The sequence below is a fragment of the Flavobacterium sp. PL002 genome, assembly GCF_054165825.1.
This window is the reverse complement of the sequence record NZ_CM135110.1, coordinates 2,095,386-2,117,590: the sequence shown is the minus strand read 5'-3', so window position 1 is coordinate 2,117,590 and position 22,205 is coordinate 2,095,386. Positions and strand designations below refer to the sequence as shown.

General features: G+C 33.1%; 21 protein-coding genes and 1 pseudogene. 19 read left to right on the top strand and 3 right to left on the bottom strand.

Annotated elements, in window-relative coordinates; genetic code table 11:
• Positions 1–2: 2 nt before the first annotated feature.
• Positions 3–1,349 carry a deoxyguanosinetriphosphate triphosphohydrolase gene (locus ACVEGE_RS09265; RefSeq protein WP_173854825.1) on the bottom strand — a complete coding sequence of 449 codons (1,347 nt, stop codon included), beginning with the start codon at positions 1,347–1,349 and terminating at the stop codon, positions 3–5.
• A 213-nt stretch (positions 1,350–1,562) separates the two neighbouring features.
• Here ACVEGE_RS09265 and ACVEGE_RS09260 point away from each other — a divergent pair, with 213 nt between their 5' ends.
• Positions 1,563–2,615: a flavin monoamine oxidase family protein gene (locus ACVEGE_RS09260; protein WP_173854824.1), complete on the top strand. Its 1,053-nt coding sequence runs from the start codon at positions 1,563–1,565 to the stop codon at positions 2,613–2,615.
• Between the two features lie 8 nt (positions 2,616–2,623).
• Positions 2,624–3,445 carry a helix-turn-helix domain-containing protein gene (locus tag ACVEGE_RS09255; protein ID WP_173854823.1) on the top strand — a complete coding sequence of 274 codons (822 nt, stop codon included), beginning with the start codon at positions 2,624–2,626 and terminating at the stop codon, positions 3,443–3,445.
• Positions 3,446–3,875: 430 nt separating this feature from the next.
• On the opposite strand, the gene ACVEGE_RS09250 is transcribed toward ACVEGE_RS09255, so the two are convergent.
• Positions 3,876–4,985 carry a pyridoxal phosphate-dependent aminotransferase gene (locus ACVEGE_RS09250; RefSeq protein ID WP_173854822.1) on the bottom strand — a complete coding sequence of 370 codons (1,110 nt, stop codon included), beginning with the start codon at positions 4,983–4,985 and terminating at the stop codon, positions 3,876–3,878.
• A 450-nt stretch (positions 4,986–5,435) separates the two neighbouring features.
• On the opposite strand from ACVEGE_RS09250, the gene ACVEGE_RS09245 reads away from it, so the two are divergent.
• The 6 genes from ACVEGE_RS09245 (at position 5,436) to ACVEGE_RS09220 (ending at position 8,465) form a co-directional block, all read left to right on the top strand.
• The gene (locus ACVEGE_RS09245) at positions 5,436–5,594 is read left to right on the top strand and encodes a hypothetical protein (protein ID WP_173854821.1); all 159 of its coding nucleotides are present in this window, start codon (positions 5,436–5,438) and stop codon (positions 5,592–5,594) included.
• A 27-nt stretch (positions 5,595–5,621) separates the two neighbouring features.
• Entirely contained in the window at positions 5,622–6,155 is a 534-nt protein-coding gene (locus ACVEGE_RS09240; RefSeq protein ID WP_192499993.1) for a carboxymuconolactone decarboxylase family protein, read from the top strand.
• Positions 6,156–6,296: 141 nt separating this feature from the next.
• Entirely contained in the window at positions 6,297–6,617 is a 321-nt protein-coding gene (gene trxA / locus ACVEGE_RS09235) for a thioredoxin (protein WP_192499994.1), read from the top strand.
• 4 nt (positions 6,618–6,621) lie between these two features.
• Positions 6,622–7,050 carry an OsmC family protein gene (locus ACVEGE_RS09230; RefSeq protein WP_192499995.1) on the top strand — a complete coding sequence of 143 codons (429 nt, stop codon included), beginning with the start codon at positions 6,622–6,624 and terminating at the stop codon, positions 7,048–7,050.
• Positions 7,051–7,100: 50 nt separating this feature from the next.
• Positions 7,101–7,562, top strand: a complete 462-nt coding sequence (locus ACVEGE_RS09225; RefSeq protein WP_225738059.1) for a YHS domain-containing (seleno)protein — start codon at positions 7,101–7,103, stop codon at positions 7,560–7,562.
• 168 nt (positions 7,563–7,730) lie between these two features.
• A complete protein-coding gene (locus ACVEGE_RS09220; RefSeq protein WP_192499996.1) occupies positions 7,731–8,465 on the top strand; it encodes a hypothetical protein in 735 nt (244 codons plus the stop codon).
• Positions 8,466–8,528: 63 nt separating this feature from the next.
• Here ACVEGE_RS09220 and ACVEGE_RS09215 read toward each other — a convergent pair whose 3' ends face one another.
• On the bottom strand, positions 8,529–8,990 hold the full coding sequence (locus ACVEGE_RS09215; protein WP_173837431.1) for an Lrp/AsnC family transcriptional regulator: 462 nt from the start codon (positions 8,988–8,990) through the stop codon (positions 8,529–8,531).
• 155 nt (positions 8,991–9,145) lie between these two features.
• Here ACVEGE_RS09215 and metE point away from each other — a divergent pair, with 155 nt between their 5' ends.
• The 11 genes and pseudogenes from metE to ACVEGE_RS09160 all read left to right on the top strand — a co-directional run bounded on the left by metE (position 9,146) and on the right by ACVEGE_RS09160 (position 22,170).
• Entirely contained in the window at positions 9,146–11,467 is a 2,322-nt protein-coding gene (gene metE / locus ACVEGE_RS09210; RefSeq protein WP_192499997.1) for a 5-methyltetrahydropteroyltriglutamate--homocysteine S-methyltransferase, read from the top strand.
• A 355-nt stretch (positions 11,468–11,822) separates the two neighbouring features.
• Positions 11,823–12,998, top strand: a complete 1,176-nt coding sequence (locus ACVEGE_RS09205; protein ID WP_192499998.1) for a hypothetical protein — start codon at positions 11,823–11,825, stop codon at positions 12,996–12,998.
• 12 nt (positions 12,999–13,010) lie between these two features.
• On the top strand, positions 13,011–13,508 hold the full coding sequence (locus ACVEGE_RS09200) for a DUF4280 domain-containing protein (RefSeq protein WP_192499999.1): 498 nt from the start codon (positions 13,011–13,013) through the stop codon (positions 13,506–13,508).
• Between the two features lie 10 nt (positions 13,509–13,518).
• Positions 13,519–16,368, top strand: coding sequence for an OmpA family protein (locus ACVEGE_RS09195; protein WP_192500000.1), 2,850 nt, complete (start codon positions 13,519–13,521; stop codon positions 16,366–16,368).
• 3 nt (positions 16,369–16,371) lie between these two features.
• On the top strand, positions 16,372–17,376 hold the full coding sequence (locus ACVEGE_RS09190; protein WP_192500001.1) for a hypothetical protein: 1,005 nt from the start codon (positions 16,372–16,374) through the stop codon (positions 17,374–17,376).
• 79 nt (positions 17,377–17,455) lie between these two features.
• Positions 17,456–18,391, top strand: coding sequence for a hypothetical protein (locus tag ACVEGE_RS09185; RefSeq protein ID WP_192500002.1), 936 nt, complete (start codon positions 17,456–17,458; stop codon positions 18,389–18,391).
• Between the two features lie 199 nt (positions 18,392–18,590).
• Positions 18,591–19,158, top strand: a pseudogene (locus ACVEGE_RS09180) (transposase).
• Positions 19,159–19,371: 213 nt separating this feature from the next.
• Positions 19,372–19,725: a hypothetical protein gene (locus ACVEGE_RS09175; RefSeq protein ID WP_192500003.1), complete on the top strand. Its 354-nt coding sequence runs from the start codon at positions 19,372–19,374 to the stop codon at positions 19,723–19,725.
• Positions 19,709–20,425 (top strand): hypothetical protein, encoded by a 717-nt coding sequence (locus ACVEGE_RS09170; protein WP_192500004.1) that lies wholly within the window; start codon positions 19,709–19,711, stop codon positions 20,423–20,425. Before ACVEGE_RS09175 ends, ACVEGE_RS09170 begins: the two co-directional genes overlap by 17 nt.
• Before the next feature lie 43 nt (positions 20,426–20,468).
• On the top strand, positions 20,469–21,362 hold the full coding sequence (locus ACVEGE_RS09165) for an IS1595 family transposase (RefSeq protein ID WP_192501064.1): 894 nt from the start codon (positions 20,469–20,471) through the stop codon (positions 21,360–21,362).
• A 28-nt stretch (positions 21,363–21,390) separates the two neighbouring features.
• Positions 21,391–22,170 (top strand): hypothetical protein, encoded by a 780-nt coding sequence (locus ACVEGE_RS09160; protein ID WP_192502031.1) that lies wholly within the window; start codon positions 21,391–21,393, stop codon positions 22,168–22,170.
• Positions 22,171–22,205 lie beyond the last annotated feature (35 nt).

Genomic DNA, 22,205 nt, shown 5'->3' with positions numbered 1-22,205 from the left:
AACTAAACCCCTTTTTTTCCATTAATAGTATTGAATAATTCCAATGCATTTCCATCTGTTAACAAAGAGATGTAATGACAAATATGTAATAATCTTTCGTAGAGATTTTCTTTTTCTATATGGTGTTTTTCAGGAAGCATTTTTAAGATTAATTCATCATAATTAGATGCTTTACCATTAAATTTATTATCATAAGCAGTAATAAATTTATCCAATAAAGTTTGAATAATCTGATAGCCTACAATCTCTTTTTCGATTACTTCACGACTTTGATAAATATTATTCACACTGATCTTGATAATATCATCCATTTGTGCTTTGTACTTACTTTTATCCGTTAAAGCAAAAGGAAATTTCCCGTTCAAAATTGCTTCTTCATTTTCAACAAACACTTTTACGGCATCGTTAATCAAACTACCAATGGCTAATGCGCGCAAATAACTGATGCGGTCTTCTTTAGTTTCTAATGTTTTGTATTTAGAAGTATCAATACTGTCTTTTACTAATTTAATCAAATATTCTAAAGCAAAATCCTCTGAGACTAATCCTAGATTTATTCCATCCTCAAAGTCGATAATGGTATAACAAATATCATCTGCAGCCTCGACTAAATAAGCCAGTGGATGTCTTTCATAACCAATATCATTTCCAGATTTATTGGGAATCATTCCCAGTTCTGCAGCTACATCTTCAAAAAACTTCTTGTCTGTTTGAAAGAAACCGTATTTTTTATCTGCAATATCTTTTGTTGGTTTTTTAGGCAAGCTTTCTTTTGGGTATTTCATAAAAGCGCCAAGTGTAGCATACGTAAGTCGAATCCCTCCTAAAACACCGGGGCGAGAACTACACAAAACTGCAAATCCGTTGGCATTTCCTTCAAAATCAATTAAATCTTGCCATTCTTTAGGTGCCAATTGGTCTTTGTATTGTTTTCCGTTTCCAATAGAAAAATATTCGCCAATGGCTTTCTCACCAGAATGTCCAAAAGGAGGATTCCCTATATCATGCGCCAAAGATGCTGCAGCAACAATAGCTCCAAAATCGTTCATGTGATAGCCGTGAACTTCTTTTAGATGCGGGTATTTCTCAATTATTTTCTTCCCCACCAATCGTCCTAAAGAACGACCCACTACCGAAACCTCTAAACTGTGCGTCAAACGAGTATGTACAAAGTCGGTTTTTGAAAGCGGAATCACCTGTGTTTTATCTTGCAAACTTCTAAAAGCTGCCGAAAAAACAATACGGTCATAATCTACTTCAAAACCTAAACGGGTATCATCTTGTTCAATACGTAATCGTTTGCTTGTGTCGCCTTGTCTTTTTAGTGATAAAAGTTGTTCCCAGTTCATACTGTGTGTTTCGAATTTGAATAATTTGGATTATTTTTCAAAGATAAAGAAATAGCCATAACATAAAATAGCTTTCGGCGGTTTTATCAAAGCCTATAAAAAAACAGCTGTTACTTATTCTGGTTTCTAATAGTCCCATTCAAAAAATTGATAATCAAAAACCGTATTTTATTGAAATAGCGTGTATTTTTACAGGCAATTACATTTTATAAAATGACTAAAAAAATCACCATACTAGGCGCAGGACTCAGCGGATTATTAACTGCTTATCGATTACAAAATAAAGGCTTCGAAATTGAAATAATCGAAGCAAGAGAGCGTATTGGCGGTAGGATTCACACTATAAATTCGGCTACTGCTCAAGTAGAAATGGGCGCTACTTGGTTTCAAGAAACTCATGTTCATTTTAGAGACCTATTAGCCGAATTAAACTTGGATTATTTTGAGCAATTCATGCAAGGCACATCGTATTTCGAACCTTTTTCTGCTGCTCCAGCGCAGGAAATCCAGATTCCGCAAAACAGTCCTAGTTACCGCGTAGTTGGTGGAACAAGCCAACTTATTGACACTATTCAATCTAAATTGACTGCTGTCCCTATACATTTGAACGAAGCAGTTACGAATATCGATTTTGAAAACGAAAAAATAAAAATCACCACTTCGAACAAAACTTTCGAGACTGATTATGTGATTTCGACGCTGCCACAAGCCTTGTTTACGCATGATATTAAAATTACTCCTGAGTTGCCACAAAAACTCACAGCTATTACCGAAAACACCCATACTTGGATGCAAGATTCTATTAAAGTCGCTTTTGTTTACGCCGAACCTTTTTGGCGCAACAAGAATTTTTCAGGCACATTATTTAGTAATGTGGGCCCGATAACGGAGTTTTACGATCAGTCTAATGCGGCCTTGAACAAATTTGCGCTTTGTGGTTTTATCAGTTCCGGAATGGAAATGTACACTCCCGAAGAGCGCTTGGCAAAACTAAAAACACAATTAGAGAAAATATTTGGTCAGGAATCGCTACACTTTACGTCTTATCACGAAACGGTTTGGGCAAAGGAAACAGCCACCAAAAGCCCGAAGCAACTAGGGTTTATATATCCGCATCAAAACAACGGACATCCTTTATTTAGGGAATCGTATTGTGATAATCGCTTGTTTTTTGCTGGCACAGAAACCGCCAAACAATATCCTGGTTATATGGAAGGCGCTGTAATTGCTGCCCAAAACACCGCCAATGCCATTTTAAAATTATAAAAAAAGTTATGCTCTACACAGGTCAACTCAATGAATTCATACGTTTAGCCGAAATTGACAATACCAATTGTGATTTACTCAAAGAAAAAATCACGGATGGCTTGACTGTTATTTGGGCTTTAGCCGAATTAAAAATTAAAGTAGACGGTAGCGAGCATACTTTCCCGACAAATTCGGTTTTATTCTTAACCGAGTATCATAAAGTGGAAGTCTTAAGTGTAAACAGTGCGCGATTAATTCGGTTCAACAGAGCGTTTTACTGCATTGCAGATCACGATAGCGAAGTAGGTTGCAAGGGGATTTTGTTTTTTGGAGCGTCACAATTTCCAAAAATCGCCATTCCCGATACCGAATTAGAAAAATTCGATATTCTTTGGAAAATGTTTGCCATCGAAATGGTTTCTAAAGACGATTTGCAAAACGATATGTTGCAAATGATGCTCAAACGCCTGCTCATATTATGCACTCGCGTGTACAAAGAGCAAACAGAGTTAACGACATTTGACAAAAAACAATTGGATATTGTTCGCGAATACAACTACTTAGTCGAAAGCAATTTTAAGACCAAACACCAAGTCGCTGATTACGCCGAAATGCTGAATAAAAGTCCGAAAACCTTATCGAATTTATTCAAAAAATACAACGAAAAATCGCCTTTACAGATCATCCAAGACCGCACCATCCTTGAAGCACGCCGATTATTGCGCTATTCTGACAAAAGCATCAAAGAGATCGCTTACGAAATAGGCTACGAAGACATTCAGTCCTTCAGCCGGTTTTTCAAGAAAGCAGAAGGCGTTTCCCCATCCGATTTTAAAAAGGCTTTATAAATTATTTTTTCAGGAGCTAATCCGGCTATCCGCTCTATCTTTTATGCTGAACCCCAGCATAAAAGGATGCCGCTACTATCCGGGCTAGGGTGTTTTGTTGTTTCCATTACATCAGCTTTTCATTCCCTAATTTGTCAGATCGAGCGGAGTCGAGATCTCATTATCGCTTTTATTTACGCACACAATTTGTCACGCTGAAAGCGTCTCAGCAAAGGAACTCGACAAACTATTGTCGTCATTACTTTGCGTGATTGTTTCGTTCCTCGCAATGACTCTTATTGTGATCTGTTATTAACATCCCCACGCTTGGCGTCAGTCACGAACTTCGGAATTGATTATTTTCCAGTAAGATAATATTTCCTGCGAAACGTAAACGTGAATACACCTCGAAATTCGCAATTGCGCCAAAGGTGTATTGGTGGCCGTTTTTTTATTCTATTGCTTTAATAAATTTTTTCATTTCGTCCATTTTACCAACTGTAATTCTTGTCCATTTTCCTTGTTCTTCATATATCTTTCCTCCTTCAATATTATTATTTTCTAATTGCTTGAAATAATCCTTTTTGTAGTTGGAGAGTGAAAAATAAATGAAATTTGTATTTGAAGAAATGCATTCACAATTTAATTTTTTGAGTTCGCTTATAGTATATTGTCTTACATTTTCATTTAGTGAATAGCAATTTGAAACAAATTTATCATCTTTCAAAGAAGCTATAGCAGCAAGTTTTGATAATACACTAACGCTATTATTTGTGTTGGATTGCAAATTTCCTAAATTGTCAATTATTGTTTTGTGCGCAATTGCATAACCAATACGTGCTCCAGCTAAACCATATATTTTGGAAAATGTTTTCGTAATAATAATATTTTTATTCTCATTTACGATACTGCTAATGGATTGCTGTTTAGTAAATTCCAAATATGCCTCATCAATTAGCACAAGTGTTTTTTGTGAAATCTTGGTTACAATTTCTAACAACGCTTCTCTTTCACAAATTGTTCCTGTTGGGTTATTTGGATTACAGATATATACAAGTTTTGTATCTTGGTTTACAGCTTCCAACATAGCTTGCAAATTGATTTTCTTGTCTGCTGTTAGTGGTACTGTATTTTTCGTTAAACCTAAATTATCTAATGTAACAGTCCAATAATCATAACTTGGATCTGCGATTACATAATTTCCTTTTTCTTTTGTTACGAATTTAGCAACCAAATCTAAAATTTCGGTTGAACCCGCTCCTAATAGTATGTTTTCGTCTTTTACACTATTTTTTTTTGCAAGATCAGAAATTAATTGTTCCGCAATATCCCAATTATATCTATTACTAATAGTCGCATTGTCTACAAATGATTTCCTTGCTAATGGAGATGGACCATATGGATTTTCATTTGAACGTAAAAAAATTAAGTTAGTATTATCAAAACTATTAATTAAATTTTCTGATACTAATGGAGACGCAAATGAATTGAAATTGGAAAGTCCGATTCCAGCAACTCCAATTCCGAGTTTTTTCAACCAAAGTCTTCTGTTTGTTTCCATGTTTTCTTTTTGTGAGTTAGTCTTTAAAAGAAATAGTTTGTTACAACCGCGGGATTTTTAAAATTGCCTCCAACAAACGACCACTCTCACCGTTTGTCACGCTGAAAGCGTCTCTGCAAAGTAGCTCTAAAAACTTAAAGCATCATTACTTTGCGTGATTGCTTCGTTCCTCGCAATGACTCTTATTGAAAACAAAACGCCATCACTTAGCCCCGATTGCAGTGGAAATCCTTTTTATTTTTTAATTAAAAATAAAAAGATTGCAACGGAAAGCGGGACGGGTCTTCTTGAAAGCACTTCCCTTTCTGCTCCTAAAACTAGTAAAAAATGCCTTTTTTACTCAATAAAACACCAAAAGGGAAGAATGAACAACTCTACGGGAAAAGCGACCTAACTTGAAGGCCTTCTTTCGTCGCACCTTTGTACCATCAAACTGAAACAATAGGAATTATGAGAACAATACAAACACTTATTACAGGATTTAAAAACGCTTTTAACCTGAACCAAACAAAAAAATCACCACAATTAATTGCAGTAACTCAAGCAGATTTTTGTCAGAATATGGCAATTACCGATTACTACTGTAACGAAAGTAACTTATTTATATAATTATTAATTCACAAAAAATAAAAAATCATGTCAAATTTCAACGTACCAACAAGAGAAGAAGTATCAGCAAATAATCAAGCAATTTTTGATAACCTAGAAAAAGGATTAGGATTTGTTCCTAATTTATATGCTTATTTCGCAAAAAGCGAAACGGCTTTAGGAGATTATTTAGCGCTACAAAATAGAAAAAGTAGCTTAAAAGCCAAAGAGAGAGAAGTAGTAAACTTGATCACTAGCCAAATAAATGGTTGTAATTATTGCCAATCAGCACATACTGTTTTAGGAAAAATGAATGGCTTTACGGATGAGCAAGTACTAGAATTACGTAGAGGATCTGCTGCTTTTGATAGTAAACTAGACGCATTAGTAAAATTTACAGCATCAGTGGTTGAAAACAGAGGAAAAGCAACTCCTGAATCTAAAACTGCTTTTTTTGAAGCTGGCTACACTGAAGTAAATATGATTGATGTAGTGGTAGTTGTAGGTGACAAAATCATTAGCAATTACATTCACAACCTAGCTGATTTTGCAATTGACTTTCCACTTGCTCCAGCACTATAATTTTTAATTCATTCATTAAAACCAATACCATTTTGTCCCATCGAGCGCAGTCGAGATGTACTCGTAGTTCTCGACTCCGCTCGAACTGACAATTGGGATTTTTTATAAATCGTATTGGTATACAACATAAAAACCATTAAGATGATACAACATTTAGATAAAACCAATTTTGAAGCTACTATTAATAATAACGATGTCGTACTAGTAGACTTTTTTGCTGACTGGTGTGGACCATGTAAAGCTTTGCATCCTGCCCTTGAAGAATTAGCAAATAACTTTGACGGTAAAGCAGTGATTTCGAAAATCAATGTAGACAAAAGCCCAGAGCTTGCAGCACAATTTAAAGTAAAAAGCATCCCTGCATTATTCTACTTTAAAAACGGAGAAATTGTAGGTAGTCAAAACGGAGTACAAAGTGCATCAGTGATGGGTAGCCATTTGAAAAACATTATAAAAGGATAAGATCATGGGAAAGAAAATAAACATCAAAAACCTTCCAACGGGTTACCAATCATTGATTACAAACGGTAGACATGCGATTGTGGGTGACGAGCCTGCAAATAGCAAAGGAACTGATCTAGGGTTCTCACCAGAGGATTTAATCTTATCCAGTATTGCGATGTGCAAAGTGGCAACGGTGCGATACATTGCTAGAAAAAACAACTGGACGATAGGCGAAGTAGATGGCGAGTTTGAACTTAATGTGAAACGTGGCGAAGGTGGTAAACTAACTTCTACCGTTACTGCAAAAATCAAAATTGAAGGCGACCTAACTGCTGAACAAAAAGCAGAATTATTAAAACAAGCCGATGCCTGCTATGTACACCGCATGATTGAAGGCGAGTGGAATATTGAAAGTGCCCAGGAGCTAATTACAGAAGCGGTTACAGCTTAACACACAACAGAATTACAACCTTACAAATAGAAATAATTAAAATCAAAAACATGAAAAATTTAAAATCAACATTAGTAGTAGCATTTATTGCTTTATTTTCAAACGGAGTGTTTGCACAAGTAGATGCTATTGACAAATCAGGTTTAGCTATAGGTGGATATGATGTAGTTTCATACCAAAAAGACCATAAAGCAATGAAAGGAACTGTTAATTTTGCAGAACAAAACGAAAAGGTTACTTACTACTTTACGTCAAAAAAAAATGCAAAAGCTTTTAAAGCAAACCCTAAAAAATACTTACCACAAGTAAACGGTTACTGCGCTTGGGGTGTCGCTGAAAAAGATTCAAAATTCTCTATCAATCCTGAAACTTTTAAAGTGGTTGACAATAAATTATACTTGTTTTTTAATGGCGACATAAACGGAGCTAAAGTAAACACATTAGATATTTGGAACAAAGATGAATCTAAATACCTTTCAGCAATTGACAGCAAGTGGGCTGCAATTAAATAATTACAATACAAATAGTTAATTACCACCACTACAAATTGTCCTAAAAGAGCTTGACGCTATAGCGTTGAGCTCTTTTTGTTTGCGCAAAATATTAAAAAAGATTTTTCTACTAATGCGCTTATTTTAGTACTTTTGAAGCGCATTAATAAAGTAGCACAATTAAAAATAATGAAAAAAATATTTAAAATAATCGCAGTCATTCTGCTGGTTATTATCCTTTTATTACTTGGTTTCTCCTATTTCGCTAGCAAGCCTATTCCTCAGGGAGAGCGTGGTTCAAAAGCCGAAGCGCTCACTAATAAAATTCAGCTTGAGATTAATCAAAAAGCATGGGAGACTACAGCGGCAATTTCGTTTACCTTTAGAGGAGAACATCATTACTTATGGGACAAAGCCAATAATAATGTACAAGTGAAATGGGATGGCAAAACGGTTATTTATAACAACCAAACCTTAAAAGGGATTGCTTATGATAATGACCAATTGCTAACAGGCGACGATAAAACAGCCGCTATAAAAAAAGCAAATGATTACTTTAACAACGATTCATTCTGGTTAGTAGCTCCGTTTAAATTACGTGATTTAGGCACTACTAGAAGCATTGTAAAAATAGGCAATCAAGAAGCACTATTAGTCACTTATGCCTCTGGAGGCAGCACACCGGGAGACTCTTACTTGTGGCTACTGGATGCAGATGATTTACCTAGAGCATGGCAAATGTGGGTAGGAATTATTCCTATAGGTGGTATAGAGGCAAGTTGGGAGGACTGGACGACCTTCCCTAGCGGACTTAGAATTGCAACCATGCATAGAGGATTGTTTGATTTAAAATTAGAAAATGTTAAAGTAGGACAATCTGTTCAGCAAATTAATGATGGCAACAACCCGTTTACGGCTTTGTAATATGCTGCGTTTATAAAATTTAAAAGCTGTTAGAAAAGTAATTTTCTAACAGCTTTTTTTTGCTTAAAAATTTAAAGCAGTACTGTGCTTGATCTCGCCCATTACAAATATGGTTTGCGTATTCCCTATGTTTTCAATTGTAGAGAGTTTATTCATTACAAAATCTTGGTAGCTCACCATGTCTTTGACTAATATTTTCAGCATGAAATCATAATCACCTGCAATATTGTATGATTCGATTATTTCAGGAAGCGCTACAATATCTCTAACAAAATTACTTCCTACATTGCGTGCGTGCTCTTTTAAACGCACATTGCAAAAAACGATCATTCCTAGATTCATTTTTTGCTTGTCTAATAAAGCAACGTACTTCATAATGTAGCCATCTTTCTCTAACCTCTTAATGCGTTCGTAAACCGGAGTAGCCGTTAAAAATAACTTGGCTGCCAAGTCTTTTATGTTGATATGAGCATCTTCTTGCAGGTGTTTTAATATCTGTAAATCGGTTGTGTCTAAATTTTCCATAGCGTTTTTTACTGTTGGTGTTCTCTTTTTAAGTCCTAAACAATAAAAAATACTGTTTAAAATACATTATTCAGTTCTTATTACTTAGTTATAATGCAAAATTAAGTAATAAACACTAAGCGCATACCTTTGTAAAGAAATAAATACTAAAAAACATGAAAACAAACAACTTAGGATTTCCAAGAATAGGTAGCAACAGAGAATTAAAAAAAGCAAGTGAATTATACTGGTCTGGTCAAATTACTGCCGATGCCCTTTTAACTGTTGGTAAAGAGATTAGGTTAGCTAACTGGAAACTACAATCTCAAGCAGGCATTGATTTAATTCCGTCAAATGATTTTTCTTTTTACGATCAGGTGCTGGATTTATCATTAACATTAGGAGTGATTCCGGAGCAGTATGCCGCTTTCGCGAAAGAGAATTCGGTTCTCGATTTGTATTTTGCTATGGCAAGAGGAGCACAAAAAAAAGGACAAGATGTTGTAGCCATGGAAATGACGAAGTGGTTTGATACCAATTACCATTATATCGTCCCTGAATTCACAAAAGATCAAGAGTTCAAATTGTTTTCTAATAAAATTATAGACGAATACAAAGAAGCAAAAGCAGCTGGTTTTGAAACTAAGCCGGTAATTATAGGACCCGTTTCTTACTTGCTGCTGGGAAAAGAAAAGCAAGAAGGTTTTCACAGCATTGACCTTATCGAAAAATTACTGCCGGTTTATTTCGAAATTTTACAAAAACTACAGGACGAAAAAGTAGCCTACGTACAGTTTGACGAACCCTTCCTAGCCTTAAATCTTACTGATGTTGAGCGAGCTGCTTTAGTGTATACCTACACAAAAATAAACGAGAAATTCCCTCAAATAAAAATCATTTTAGCCAACTACTTTGATTGCTTTGGAGAAAATTTGGCCACAGCCTTATCCCTACCCGTGCATACTTTCCATTTAGATTTGGTACGTTGTCCTTTGCAACTAGATGATATTTTAGAATCTAATCTATTAGCCGAAACAACCTCGCTTTCTCTAGGAGTTGTAGATGGAAGAAACATTTGGAAAAACGATTTCAAAAAATCAGTAACGCTAATTCAAAAGGCGGTAGATGCTCTTGGTGCTGATCGTGTTTTAATTGCGCCATCTTGTTCCCTGATTCATTCCCCTTGTGACTTGGATCTAGAAACTAACGAAGCAACTCTAACAGCCGAAGTGAAACAATGGTTGGCTTTTGCCAAACAAAAAATAAACGAAGTGGTGGTACTTAGCAATCTGGTATCGGGAGAAATCACTGATTATGACCAAGCCTTATTTGAAGAAAATACGCTTGCAAACGAGAATAAAAAGAAAGCCACCATCATTCATAACGCAGCCGTAAAAGAAAGAGTTGCTGCGATTACCACTGAAGATTCACAAAGAAACAATCCGTTCTCTGTGCGAAGACAACTTCAAATTGACGCCTTGCAACTTCCTTTATTTCCTACGACAACTATAGGTTCGTTTCCACAAACTCCTGAAGTACGTAGCTGGAGAGCCAAATTTAAAAAAGGAGAACTATCACAAAAAGCGTATGATGCTCTTATTCGAAAAGAAACAGAAGAAACGATTCGTTTTCAAGAAGAATCAGGAATTGATGTTCTTGTACATGGCGAGTTTGAGCGTAATGATATGGTAGAGTATTTTGGGGAGCAACTGGACGGATTTGCTTTTACAAAAAACGGTTGGGTTCAAAGTTATGGTAGCCGTTGTGTGAAGCCTCCCGTAATTTACGGTGATGTATCGAGACCACAACCCATGACTGTAAAATGGGCTGAATTCGCACAATCGCTTACGCCAAAATGGGTCAAAGGAATGCTTACTGGACCAGTAACCATCTTGCAGTGGTCGTTTGTACGTAATGACCAAGCAAGATCGGTAACCTGCACACAAATTGCATTGGCTATTCGTGATGAAGTAGTCGATCTAGAGAAAGCAGGAATTAAAATAATCCAAATCGACGAACCTGCCATTAGAGAAGGACTGCCTTTGCGAAAAGAAGAATGGGCGACGTATCTAGATTGGGCGATTAAGGCTTTTAGAATTTCGGCTAGTGGTGTGAGTGATGATACCCAAATTCACACGCACATGTGTTATAGTGAATTTAATGATATCATTGAAAATATTGCTGCTATGGACGCCGATGTAATCACGATTGAATGTTCGCGCTCACAAATGGAATTATTAGACGCTTTTGCTGATTTTAAATACCCTAACGAAATAGGTCCCGGAGTATATGATATACACTCTCCTCGTGTTCCATCACGTCAAGAAATGGTTGATTTATTAGAGAAAGCTGCAGCAGTAATTCCTGTAGATCAACTGTGGGTAAATCCTGATTGTGGTTTAAAAACACGTCACTGGGACGAAACCAAAAAGGCTTTAATCGAAATGGTGAACGCCGCCAAACAAATGAGAGTTGCCGTGAGTGCAACGACTGCTTAACTGATCCTGAAAGCCAACTACTTAAGTTAACTACAACCATTCGCTCCTGATTAAATTAGGAGCGAATACTTTTAAAAAGAGCTATAAACAACACTACTATTTATACTTTAGAATGAATAGTAAGCAGCTGTAAATTATTTTGCATGTTTTTTGAAATACTTAAATTTCAGTTTTAAATAGGTATGCATAACACCTAAGTCCAATGGTACTGGGAATTTTATAAAAAACCAGTAAATTTTTAACTTATTTCGTACAGATAAAAAAAACTATAAAAACACAACTGACAATCATTCTTGTTAATAACAGTTCTTTAATAGGAAAAATATCAATACATTTGATTGAAATTTTTTATTAGATGTATTTAAAAGACGACTCTAAACTTTCTTATAGCGAAAAGCACATTACTTATAAAATTAAGAATGGTGATACACTACAAAATGTAGCGCGAGAGCTTAATATTGAACCTCGACTACTACGGGCGTATCACAATATCCATTGTAATCTTCCTGATTTAATTGAAGCCGATTTTCCGTACCAATTAGACTATCTAATTCTGGCACCAGAAAAAGCAGCACTAACCGATGAAGAAAGAGAAAAAAAGCGGGCTAAAGTAGTTTTTAATGATCCCCCCTTATGTCTTTCGTTAAATTATGCGCGAGTAGACACTACCTACGGTGTGCTTTATACTATTGAGAACGGCGATAAAATACATACCATAAAACAAAAAATTAACGTAAAGTGGAAAGCAAAAAGTGACAATGATTTTTATTTTTTTGAAATTACACGAATTGGCAAAATCTATATTAACGACACCGAAGCTGATACCATGGCTGAGGATATTGCCGAAAAAGCTTCGGCTGCTTTATATCCCTTAATCGTTGTTGTTGATGCCACTGGAAAATGGGTGGATATCAACAATTTTGAACAGGTAAAAAAACGCTGGACTACAACCAAAAAAGAAATACAAAAATATTACAAAGGAGCATTTATTGAGAAATATTTTTCTATATACGATAAAACCTTAGAAAACAGTGACAACTTGTACCTATCGCTTTCTAAGGATTGGTTTCTATATGCGTTATTTAATGGTATCCATGTGCAATACCCTCCTACTTTAATAATTCAAAAAGAAACTGGTTTTCCGTTTATTACTAAAGACGAAAACATAAGCTATCAAGTGGATCAAACGTTAGATGACTATCTGGATGTCGATAATTTTATTATTGTTGCTATTAAAGGAAATCTTAATGATGAACGTTCAAAAACAGACTTTGATAACGCATTAAACATCAAGGTAAATGAATATACTGAAGAACGCCCCATGGGTACCTATCGGGCTAAATACTTTTTAAATCCTAACAATTATTTTCCTGAAAGTGTGTTTGTAAGCTGCGACTTAGCATTAGACGTCACTCAAAAATACACGATAAGCATTTCTAATCTTAACGATACAAAAGAGCAGGTCATTGCAACAAGACAAAAAATATTCATTGACGAGAGTAAACCCCAAAAAAAATGGTGGCAATTTTAAACAACCCAAATTATGAGCGAAAAACATTTTGTGGTACAAGGAGCCGTTTGCAAATGCCAATTTAGCGAAGATCCTTCAAAAACAGACAAGATTAAAGTTAAATCCCATTCTAAACATTATGGTAATGACAAAGACGGAGCTGAAAAACTAATAGCTACCACCAAAGAAATTGGGCAAACTTTAGAAAAAAACACTTTTGGAAAATGTAAAAAGCAACCCGTAGGAAACAGTTTTATGGTTTGCCAAGCACAAATAACTAAATGGAGTGGTTTTTATGATAAAGTAACCCTGAGCAATCAAGGGCAAATACTCCTTGAGGATAGCAAAGGCACCTGCCCTATGGGCGCACCAGATTGCATTGAAATAACCGATCACGGGCAAACCGCAGAACCTGGAGAACAAAATTTTAAAAATGCTGAGCCAATGGTACACAATCTTGTCAATCCTATGGTGGATGTGCGGGAAATGTATAAGAAAGAAGCAAAGCATGAGGGGATTAGTGATAATTAATTGATTAAAAATGGCAAAAGGTGTAAAAAAAATAAAATGGTCACAAGTAGGAAAGGTAGTTTCCAGCTTGTCAATTCCTGAAAAAAAATTAGTGATTCAACCTGATCAATTTGTTTATTTTGAGGTTGAGAAATGGTATGATGGCACAACCGCTAGTGATAAAAAGAAAGATATCACTTGGATGTTACAGCATCGAAGATCAAATAAGATTATTGAAATTGTTTTACTTAAAAGATTACCTGCAAGTAATCGATATGCTGTTAAGATTCCAAGAAATTTATGTGGCCCGTTTGAGTATTATCTAGAAGCAAGTTTATCAGGGGCAATAGATAGGATTAATCAAACTGGATTAATAGTAAGAGGTAGTTGCACATCTAAAATTATAGGTAGTAAGTGGTGCACGACTAATGACGGAAAAGATATTAGAAAAGAACATGTATTTAAATATGGAGAAACCATATATCTAAACTTAACAACCCAGGGCTTAAATGGACATTTAAATCTTAGTGTAGACATCTTCCGAAACATCGCAGGTACTAATGACCCGGTGGTATTTCGATATACAAGTGTTGACGTTATAGACGGCGAGATAAATGTAAAGATGGACAATACTTTTGCATGGTATTCTAAAATTACTAATATGAAAGAAACTGAAGAGTTTTTTGTAAAAGTTTTTGATCCGGCCAAAAAAACCTATATCCCAGATAATAATAAGGATACAATACATGCCCGTTTTTTACGAATTGAGAAAAAGATAACTTCAAAGGAAATAAAGCCTTCAACAAACTTGTCTCCTCTAAAAACCGGAGAAGCAGATAAAAATTATAAGAATTATCACAGTTGTAAATATAGGGCTTTAAATATTGATGATATTGATTATTTTAACATTTTTGAAGAAGGAACAACATTTCTAAAAAAGCCTAGCTCATTTTCGAAGAAAAAAATAAGTGAGGTGTTTTTTGATTTTGATAAAGACACTCTAAGGGATGATGCAAAACATTCGTTAGATAACATCTTTAACTTTCTAGTATCTAATTATAATATAAGCATGATACTAACAGGTCATGCAGACGATAGAGGAACTATAGAGTATAACCAGAATCTCTCAGAAAGACGAGCAATAGCAGTAAAAGAATACTTTTTTAATAAGGGTTTGCAGAAAAGTAAAATTACCACGAGAGGATTTGGAGAATTAAGGCCCAAAAAGCAAGGGAATACAGAATTAATCTATCAGCAAAACAGAAGAACACAAATACAATTCTCTTATTTAGAATACAATGCGGAAGCATTAATATATGAGACCATTGCATCAAGCGTCGAAAAAGGAAAAGAGATAAGTTTAATTATTAAAGATAGAAAAACAACTTCTTGTTTTAGAGAAAATGAAGACAAACATAAAAGCGAAGTAGTAATTATTCACAAAGAAAATACGGTAAGGAAAACAGGCGAAATTATTAAACAAAAAGTAGTATCCACGGTAGAAAGTGATTTTGTACCCAACTATTTTTATTATTTAATGCGTTACTTAAACCCTTTCTCTATACTTTATAATAAATATGATGTTTACGTAAATACATGTGCGTACTATGCTGATAAAACAAAACCAGCATTTACTATAAAGGTTTACCCAGATATTGTGTGGATAGGACATTTTCAGTATAATTATGCAACAAGAGGCGATTATTTTTTTCATAATAAAAAAAACTTAGAACTAAAAACAGGGATTTCTGACATTATAGATGAATTAACAAACAGTACTGTATTTAAAGTGCTTAAAGTTTTACCATCTACATGGATTTATGAATATGTTATATTAGAATACATAAAAACCCAAGCTAATGATTATACTTATGGTGCACATGTAATTTATGAAAGAGACCAGGAACAAAAAGGACTGGAATTATCTTTAACTGGATCAGAAGTAAACCTTATTACACAAACAAAATACACCAAATATGCAGCAGCAGCCGTAGTCCTCTATTTTGTACTATTAGGCATTGTTATTGATTTAGTTATGATATACCTTACTAGAGGGAAAAATTTACAAGGAAGAGTTGCCAAAATTGCTAAAAAAGTAAAAGCATTTAAAAAGATAATAGACGACTCAGGTGTTGAAATTGTGCCACCATCTATAGCTATAAATGCAGGAATGTATTACTGGAAACAAGCTGATGGCAGAATGGCTTTAATTTATGAGGCTAACCTTAATGCAAACCCAATAGTAGCTTTAAATTTTGAAAAAGAGTTTGACTTGTTAGAAATGCTAAAAAGCAAATTAGAACCTGTCAGAGGAGAAAAACCCAAAAATAAAAAACTAGAAGAAAACAAAAGTGTTGTTTTAGAAGCGTTAAAAGAAAGTGGTATACAAGTCCTAAAAGGATCATTTACAGTGAAAGGAGAATGGGCAATGGAAATTAAAGTTAAATATAACTTTTTGACCAAATCTTACGATATTAAGGATAATGCAGGAAATTTTATTGATAATAGTAAAGCTCAGGTTACTACTAAGGAACAAATAACTATAAATGTAATGATAAGTGGAAAATATGATAAGACTCTATTTAAGTTTTCTCCGCTTGAAACAAGTATAGAAGGTAAAATGCAAATAAAAATGAAGGGGGCAGCTGCTTTGAAAACAAAATTCGATTTCAATAAAGAGCAAGGATTATCTATGAAAAAAACTTTAATTTTTTCAGGTATAAAAGGAACCTTTACTGGAAATGTTTCAGTAAAAAACAAAACATTTGGAACCATATTTGACATTGGTACTGAAGAGAAAAAACCAATTGAGTTTACATTAATAGATCCTCACGAAATAGATTTAGGAACAATTCAGTTTTTCAATCAAAAAAATAGTTAAATAATGAAAAAAATATTAACACTAACAGCCTTATTTATTATCCTTCAAGGTTGCACTCAAAAAAACAAAACTATGATTACACAAAACCCTGCAATTACTGCAAATAATATTGTAGATGAATTAGCAAAACAAGTAAAACATTATCCTAAAGAACCAACCTTTTTAATTAATTACGAGAGATCTTGGTGTTTTATGGAAATTTTTGTGAATGATATGCTTGTATACAAGGAATTTGATGAATCCATGTCTTCTACTTCTTTCGAGATAAGTAATTATATTTTTAAAAGTGGAACACAAAAAATATCTTACAAACTATATCCAATAGGTAAATTAAAAAGTGAAACTGATATATATAATAGTTTAATTGATAATACATTGCTAAAAATTGAAATAGAAGAATTTGATGTTTCAAAATCTAGAAATCCTGAAGGCAAAATAGTTAAAGAGTTTACTTCTCCAATGTCAATTACAAAAGATGAATATGGAAATGAAACAGAAAAATTTATTGCAACCGGTAAAGACTATTATGAGGGGAGTTTAACTTTTGAAGCAAAAATACCTTATGAATTAGAAGGTTTTGAAAATGCTCAAGATTTACGAAAACTAGACGCAAAAATATTAGAAAGAAAATTGGTAAAACAATATGCAGCTTTAAGAGACATATATCAAAACAAAGAATATGATAATATAGCTAAAACTTCTTACAATAGTTTAAGAGATCAGTTTATTGCTGAATACCAAACAAAAGAAAATATTCAATCCATTTGGGAAGAACTTATAGGAGCTTTTAAAGAACCAAGTTTTGAAATGCAACCTATAGAAAATTATAAGCTAGTATTTTTTGCTGAAGGTAAATTAGTTGCTTTAATGCAAACAACTCAAGACAACAGGTTAAGAGGTAATACCGCATTGTGGGCAAAAGTAAATCACGATGGTGGTTTAAGACCTATGTTCTTGAATAGTTATTTTTACATACCTCAGGGAGAAACAGAATTTAAAGTGTACTAAAATGAAGTTTTTTATTCAAAAATTTTTTTTTCTTATTTTAGGAGTAAGTCTTACAGCTTGTTCTCAAGATAAAAAAACTATGATTACACAAAACCCTACAATAACAGCTGATAATATTTCTGAAGAAATAGCGAAACAAGTTAAAAATTATTCTTCTGAAAAAATTTACGCAATTAGTTTTACTAATAATAAATGTTATTTTGATTTATATCTTAATGATATAAAAGTACATAGGAATTTTAATGGACCAAGAGGTAATTCAGCCGCAGAAATTAATAATGTAGTTTTTAAAAACGGATCTCAAAAAATTTCTTATAAAATGTATCCAGCAGGAAAAACAGAGGAATATGATGAAATTTATAATACCTTAACAGATGACTCTTATCTTGAATTTGAATTAAACTCTTATGATTTAAAAAAAGAAGGTGAAGATGATGAAGTATATATGAAATATAAGACTCCGACTACTGAACTAAAAATATCTGAACAATACAGTGAACACAAATTTATTGCTACTGGAAAAACATATTATGAAGGTAGTTTTACAATAAATGTTGAAGTACCTTATAAATTAGATCAACCATTTGAAAATGCTCAAGATTTAAAAAAGCTAGATAAGAAAGAATTGGAAGCAAAATTAGTAAAGAAATACAGAGAAATTAAAGACATTTATCAAAATAAAGAATATGATAATATTGCAAAACTAGCCTTTGATAATCTAAAAAATACATTTATTTCATCTTATGAGTCTAAAGAAGAAATAAAAAATTCTTGGCAAAAACTAATAAAATTATATGGTGATTCTAAAATAGAAATGTTACCTATAGAAAATTACAAACTAGAATTTTTTGCTGATGGTAAATTAGTTGCATTGATGACCAATTCTAATGATAAAAAAAGGAGAGGTAGAAATGCTTTATGTGGTAAAATTGTTAAAGATAAAGGAGAATCAACATTTGAGATAAAGCATTATTTTTATATTCCTCAGGGTAAAACAGAATTTAATGTGTATTAAAAAAATTAAAACAAGGATATTTATGGTTGTTTTTCTGTGTTCAATTCTTCAATCCGATCGCTCAGATATGGAATAAATGACCTCGGTTGGATAGCGCAGAATTGCATTCTGTGCCCATAAAGTTGAGCAAACAAAACATATCAAAAGCTACATTATGTAAAAATATGTAGCTTTTTTTAGTGTTTTTAAAACAATAAATATGTCAACAAAATACAAAGCCACAACAAAATACGAAGCCTATTTCATAACAATAACAGCTGTGGGTTGGATAGACGTTTTTACAAGATTGAATCAAAAATATGTTATTACCATCGCATTGAAACATTGTCCTTAAAAGAAAGGTTTGGAGATTTATGTCTATTGTTTAATGTCTAGCCATTTGCATTTGTTGTGTAAAGGAACGGATGGTTTTGCTCTTTCTAACATTATGCGTCCCGATAGCTATCGGGATCAAGAAATTTACTTCCAAACAAATTATAAAGACCATACAAGAAGAGCCCGAAAGTCGAAATGAATGGACACTTGATTATTTTCAAAAATCTTGTGAACACCTCAAAAAAGAACAAAAACACAAAGTTTGCCAAGGGGGTTATCACGCAGAAATTGTTGAAAGCAATTGGTTTATCAATCAAAAAGTAGATTACATTCATAATAATCCTGTAAAAGACAAAAATGTAACTTTGCCTGAAGATTATTATTTTAGTTCGGCAAGAAATTATGCAGGATTAGAATATGAATTAGAAGTAATTTTGCTAGATTTATTTTAATCGCCAATTGTAATGGGCACGGAATGCAATTCCGCGCTATCGTTAGCGAGGACTTTAGTGCATATCCGAGCGATCGGAATACTTTGGTAAGAAGTGGTGAAGCATCATGTTCAAACAAATTTTTAATCATTTCAAAAAAACAGTAAAGGGCAAGATAATTTTGGGATATCATAATTTTAACGAAAACCCTATTTTAAGTAAACATTTAGATTAATGAAAAATAATATAGTTCTATTATTAACAATAGTGATAGTATCTTGTACATCAAACAGTAATAACGGAAAAAAACTAATTGGAGTTTGGCAATGCGATTTAAAAGATGAAGTAACAAACAAAAAAACAGGAAAAGTAACTTTAGAATTCACAGCTGACGGAAAATTTATCCAAAAAGTAGATGAAGAATCTTCTCATATGTTATATCAAAGACCATATCGGTTAGATGGAAATAAGCTTTATTTAATTAGGCTCGACTTTGTTAACGAAGATCAAACAGATTTTTATTTTGAAAACGATAAATTAATAATTGAACTTGATGGTGTTAAAAATGATTATGAAAAAATCAAATAAAAAAATAATAATATTTTTTATATTATCCTCTATGCTTATGAGTTGCAATAGCCAAACCTTTGATTTATCGATAATAGATTTTGATAAACCTGCAGATTCATATCCTTTGCAAAAGCTAGAAACGTACAGAAAAGATGAACAAAAAGGTCATTACGTAATAAAATATGAAAATGACGGACTGTCTTTTCATCTAAAAGATGATGGAGAAAGAGTTACAAATTATGTTTTTATGAATGTAACAACTACAAAGCAGTTAAATTTTAATGGGATAGCTATAGATCCAAATTTTGGTGCCGTATTTAGTATATATGAAAATAAATTTGCTTTTATGCATTTAGCTGTTGATTTTAAAAGTAGATTAAAATTATTTGATTTTCTTAAGAGTAAGTTAGGAATGCCGATGGAAATAGTAAAAGGATCGACTAATTTGGAGAATATTGATTTAGAAATGCAAAAGTTATTTCTTGAAAAATTACCAAGTGTTACAAAAATTGACAAGGAGAATGGTTATTTCATATTTCCAGAAAAATTAAGGTGGGTAAAAGGTGATACTTTTTATACTTTAGCACTTAACCCTTCTGGAAATTCAGTAGGCAGTGACCTATTAGTCATCACAAAAAAAGCGCTCAAAGACAAAATCATCAGGGGTTATCAACATCCGGAAAATGATCCTTTTGTAAATAAATATTTATTGAGGTAAGTAGATAATTTCATATCTTAGAGATCAATAAAACAAGGGAAACATGGATTTATTTACAGGGCAAAACCTTTTAGAGTTCGCTGAACGGTTTAAAACAGATGAACACTGCAAAGAATATTTAGCAAATTATAAATGGGAACGAGGATTTATTTGTTTAAAATGTAAGCATACAAAGAGTCAAATCCGCAAAGATTTTTCCAGAACTTGTAATATCTGCAGCCATACAGAAACCGCGGCGGCAAACACTTTATTTCATAAGGTTAAGTTTGGTTTACGCAAAGCCTTTTTTATATGTTTTGAGATGTCAACCACCACTAAAAGTTTATCTGCCAGTTACATGGGAGTTCGCTATGGAGTTACAGAAAAAACAGCACGTTTATTTATGCACAAAATTAGAGAAGCGATGAAATCTAGTGAGAATCATCCAATGGACGGAACTGTTCATGTTGATGAATTCGTTATTGGAGGAAAGGAAAAAGGTAAAGTAGGCAGGAGTTATGATAGCAAGAAAAAAAAGGTTGTAACAGCAGTGGAACTAACAGATGAAGGAAAAATTAAAAGAATGTATGCCTTGAAAATTGATAATTATTCAGCCAAAGAATTAGAGACAATATTTGAAAAGCACATTAATAAAAATGCAAAAATAACCACAGATAAATGGAAAGGTTATCGTCCTTTATTTGGAGATTATAATATCACACAAATAGAAAGCAACAAAGGGATGAATTTTATGGCATTGCACACAATGATTCATCAAGTAAAATCATGGATTAGAACAACATATTCATCGGTAAGTGACTTTAATATAAACAGGTATCTTGATGAATTTTGTTATCGAATTAACCGTTCTCAAAGCAAAGACACAATATTCAACAATTTGATAGTAAGAATGGTCGAGTCAGAAAAAATATATCAATCTAAAATTATATGTTCGTAACTACTGACCTCAAAATATTTAAAATAAAATGAAAAATTTTACCAACCCTTATTATCTTGTAGATTTCAACGCATCTATTTGTAATTTCGAAATTTATATTAATGATTTACCTGCTTATGTACATAGTGTTGGAGGAATAATCGCATCACATTACCCTATCAATCATTTTATACTAGAAAGCGGTGAGCAAAAAATCAAATTTAAAATATTTCCTTTAAAAGGAGAAACTACATTAAAAAATGATACTTTCTTGAAACTTAAAGTGCATGCGTATGATGCATACACAGACAATTATGAAAATTTGATTGAAGTTTTTAATTTTGAGACTCCCGATTTATCTAATCCTCAATTACCGCTTATAGAAGTAGAAGCAGAATTTACAGCACAAATTCCATATAAAATTATGGGGTGGAAGAATTCAGAAATTATAGATGGAATTGATGCAGTAAAAATTGACTTAATTTCTTTTTACAAAAGGATTTATGAAATAGCTAAATCTCAAAATGTATCAGATTTATATAGTGTGTTAAAAACAAGATTTAACGAAATTGATATTTCAATGTACACAGATAATGAGGATAATATAGAAGGTTTAAGTAATATGTTTTCAAGTATTAATGATGGAGGTTTTATACTAAAAGATTTTCCTGAATTAACTAAAATTGAAATGTACGGTGGAAACCGAATAGTAAATTTAATTAGGAATGACAACAATCCTATTCTTTATTATGTTAATAAAACAACAAATGAAGAATTTAGTCTGCCTCTTTTTGTACATAAAAAGAATGATTTTATTGTAATACGTTAGTGTTTTGTTTATTATGATAAATTATTCTGGTCTTT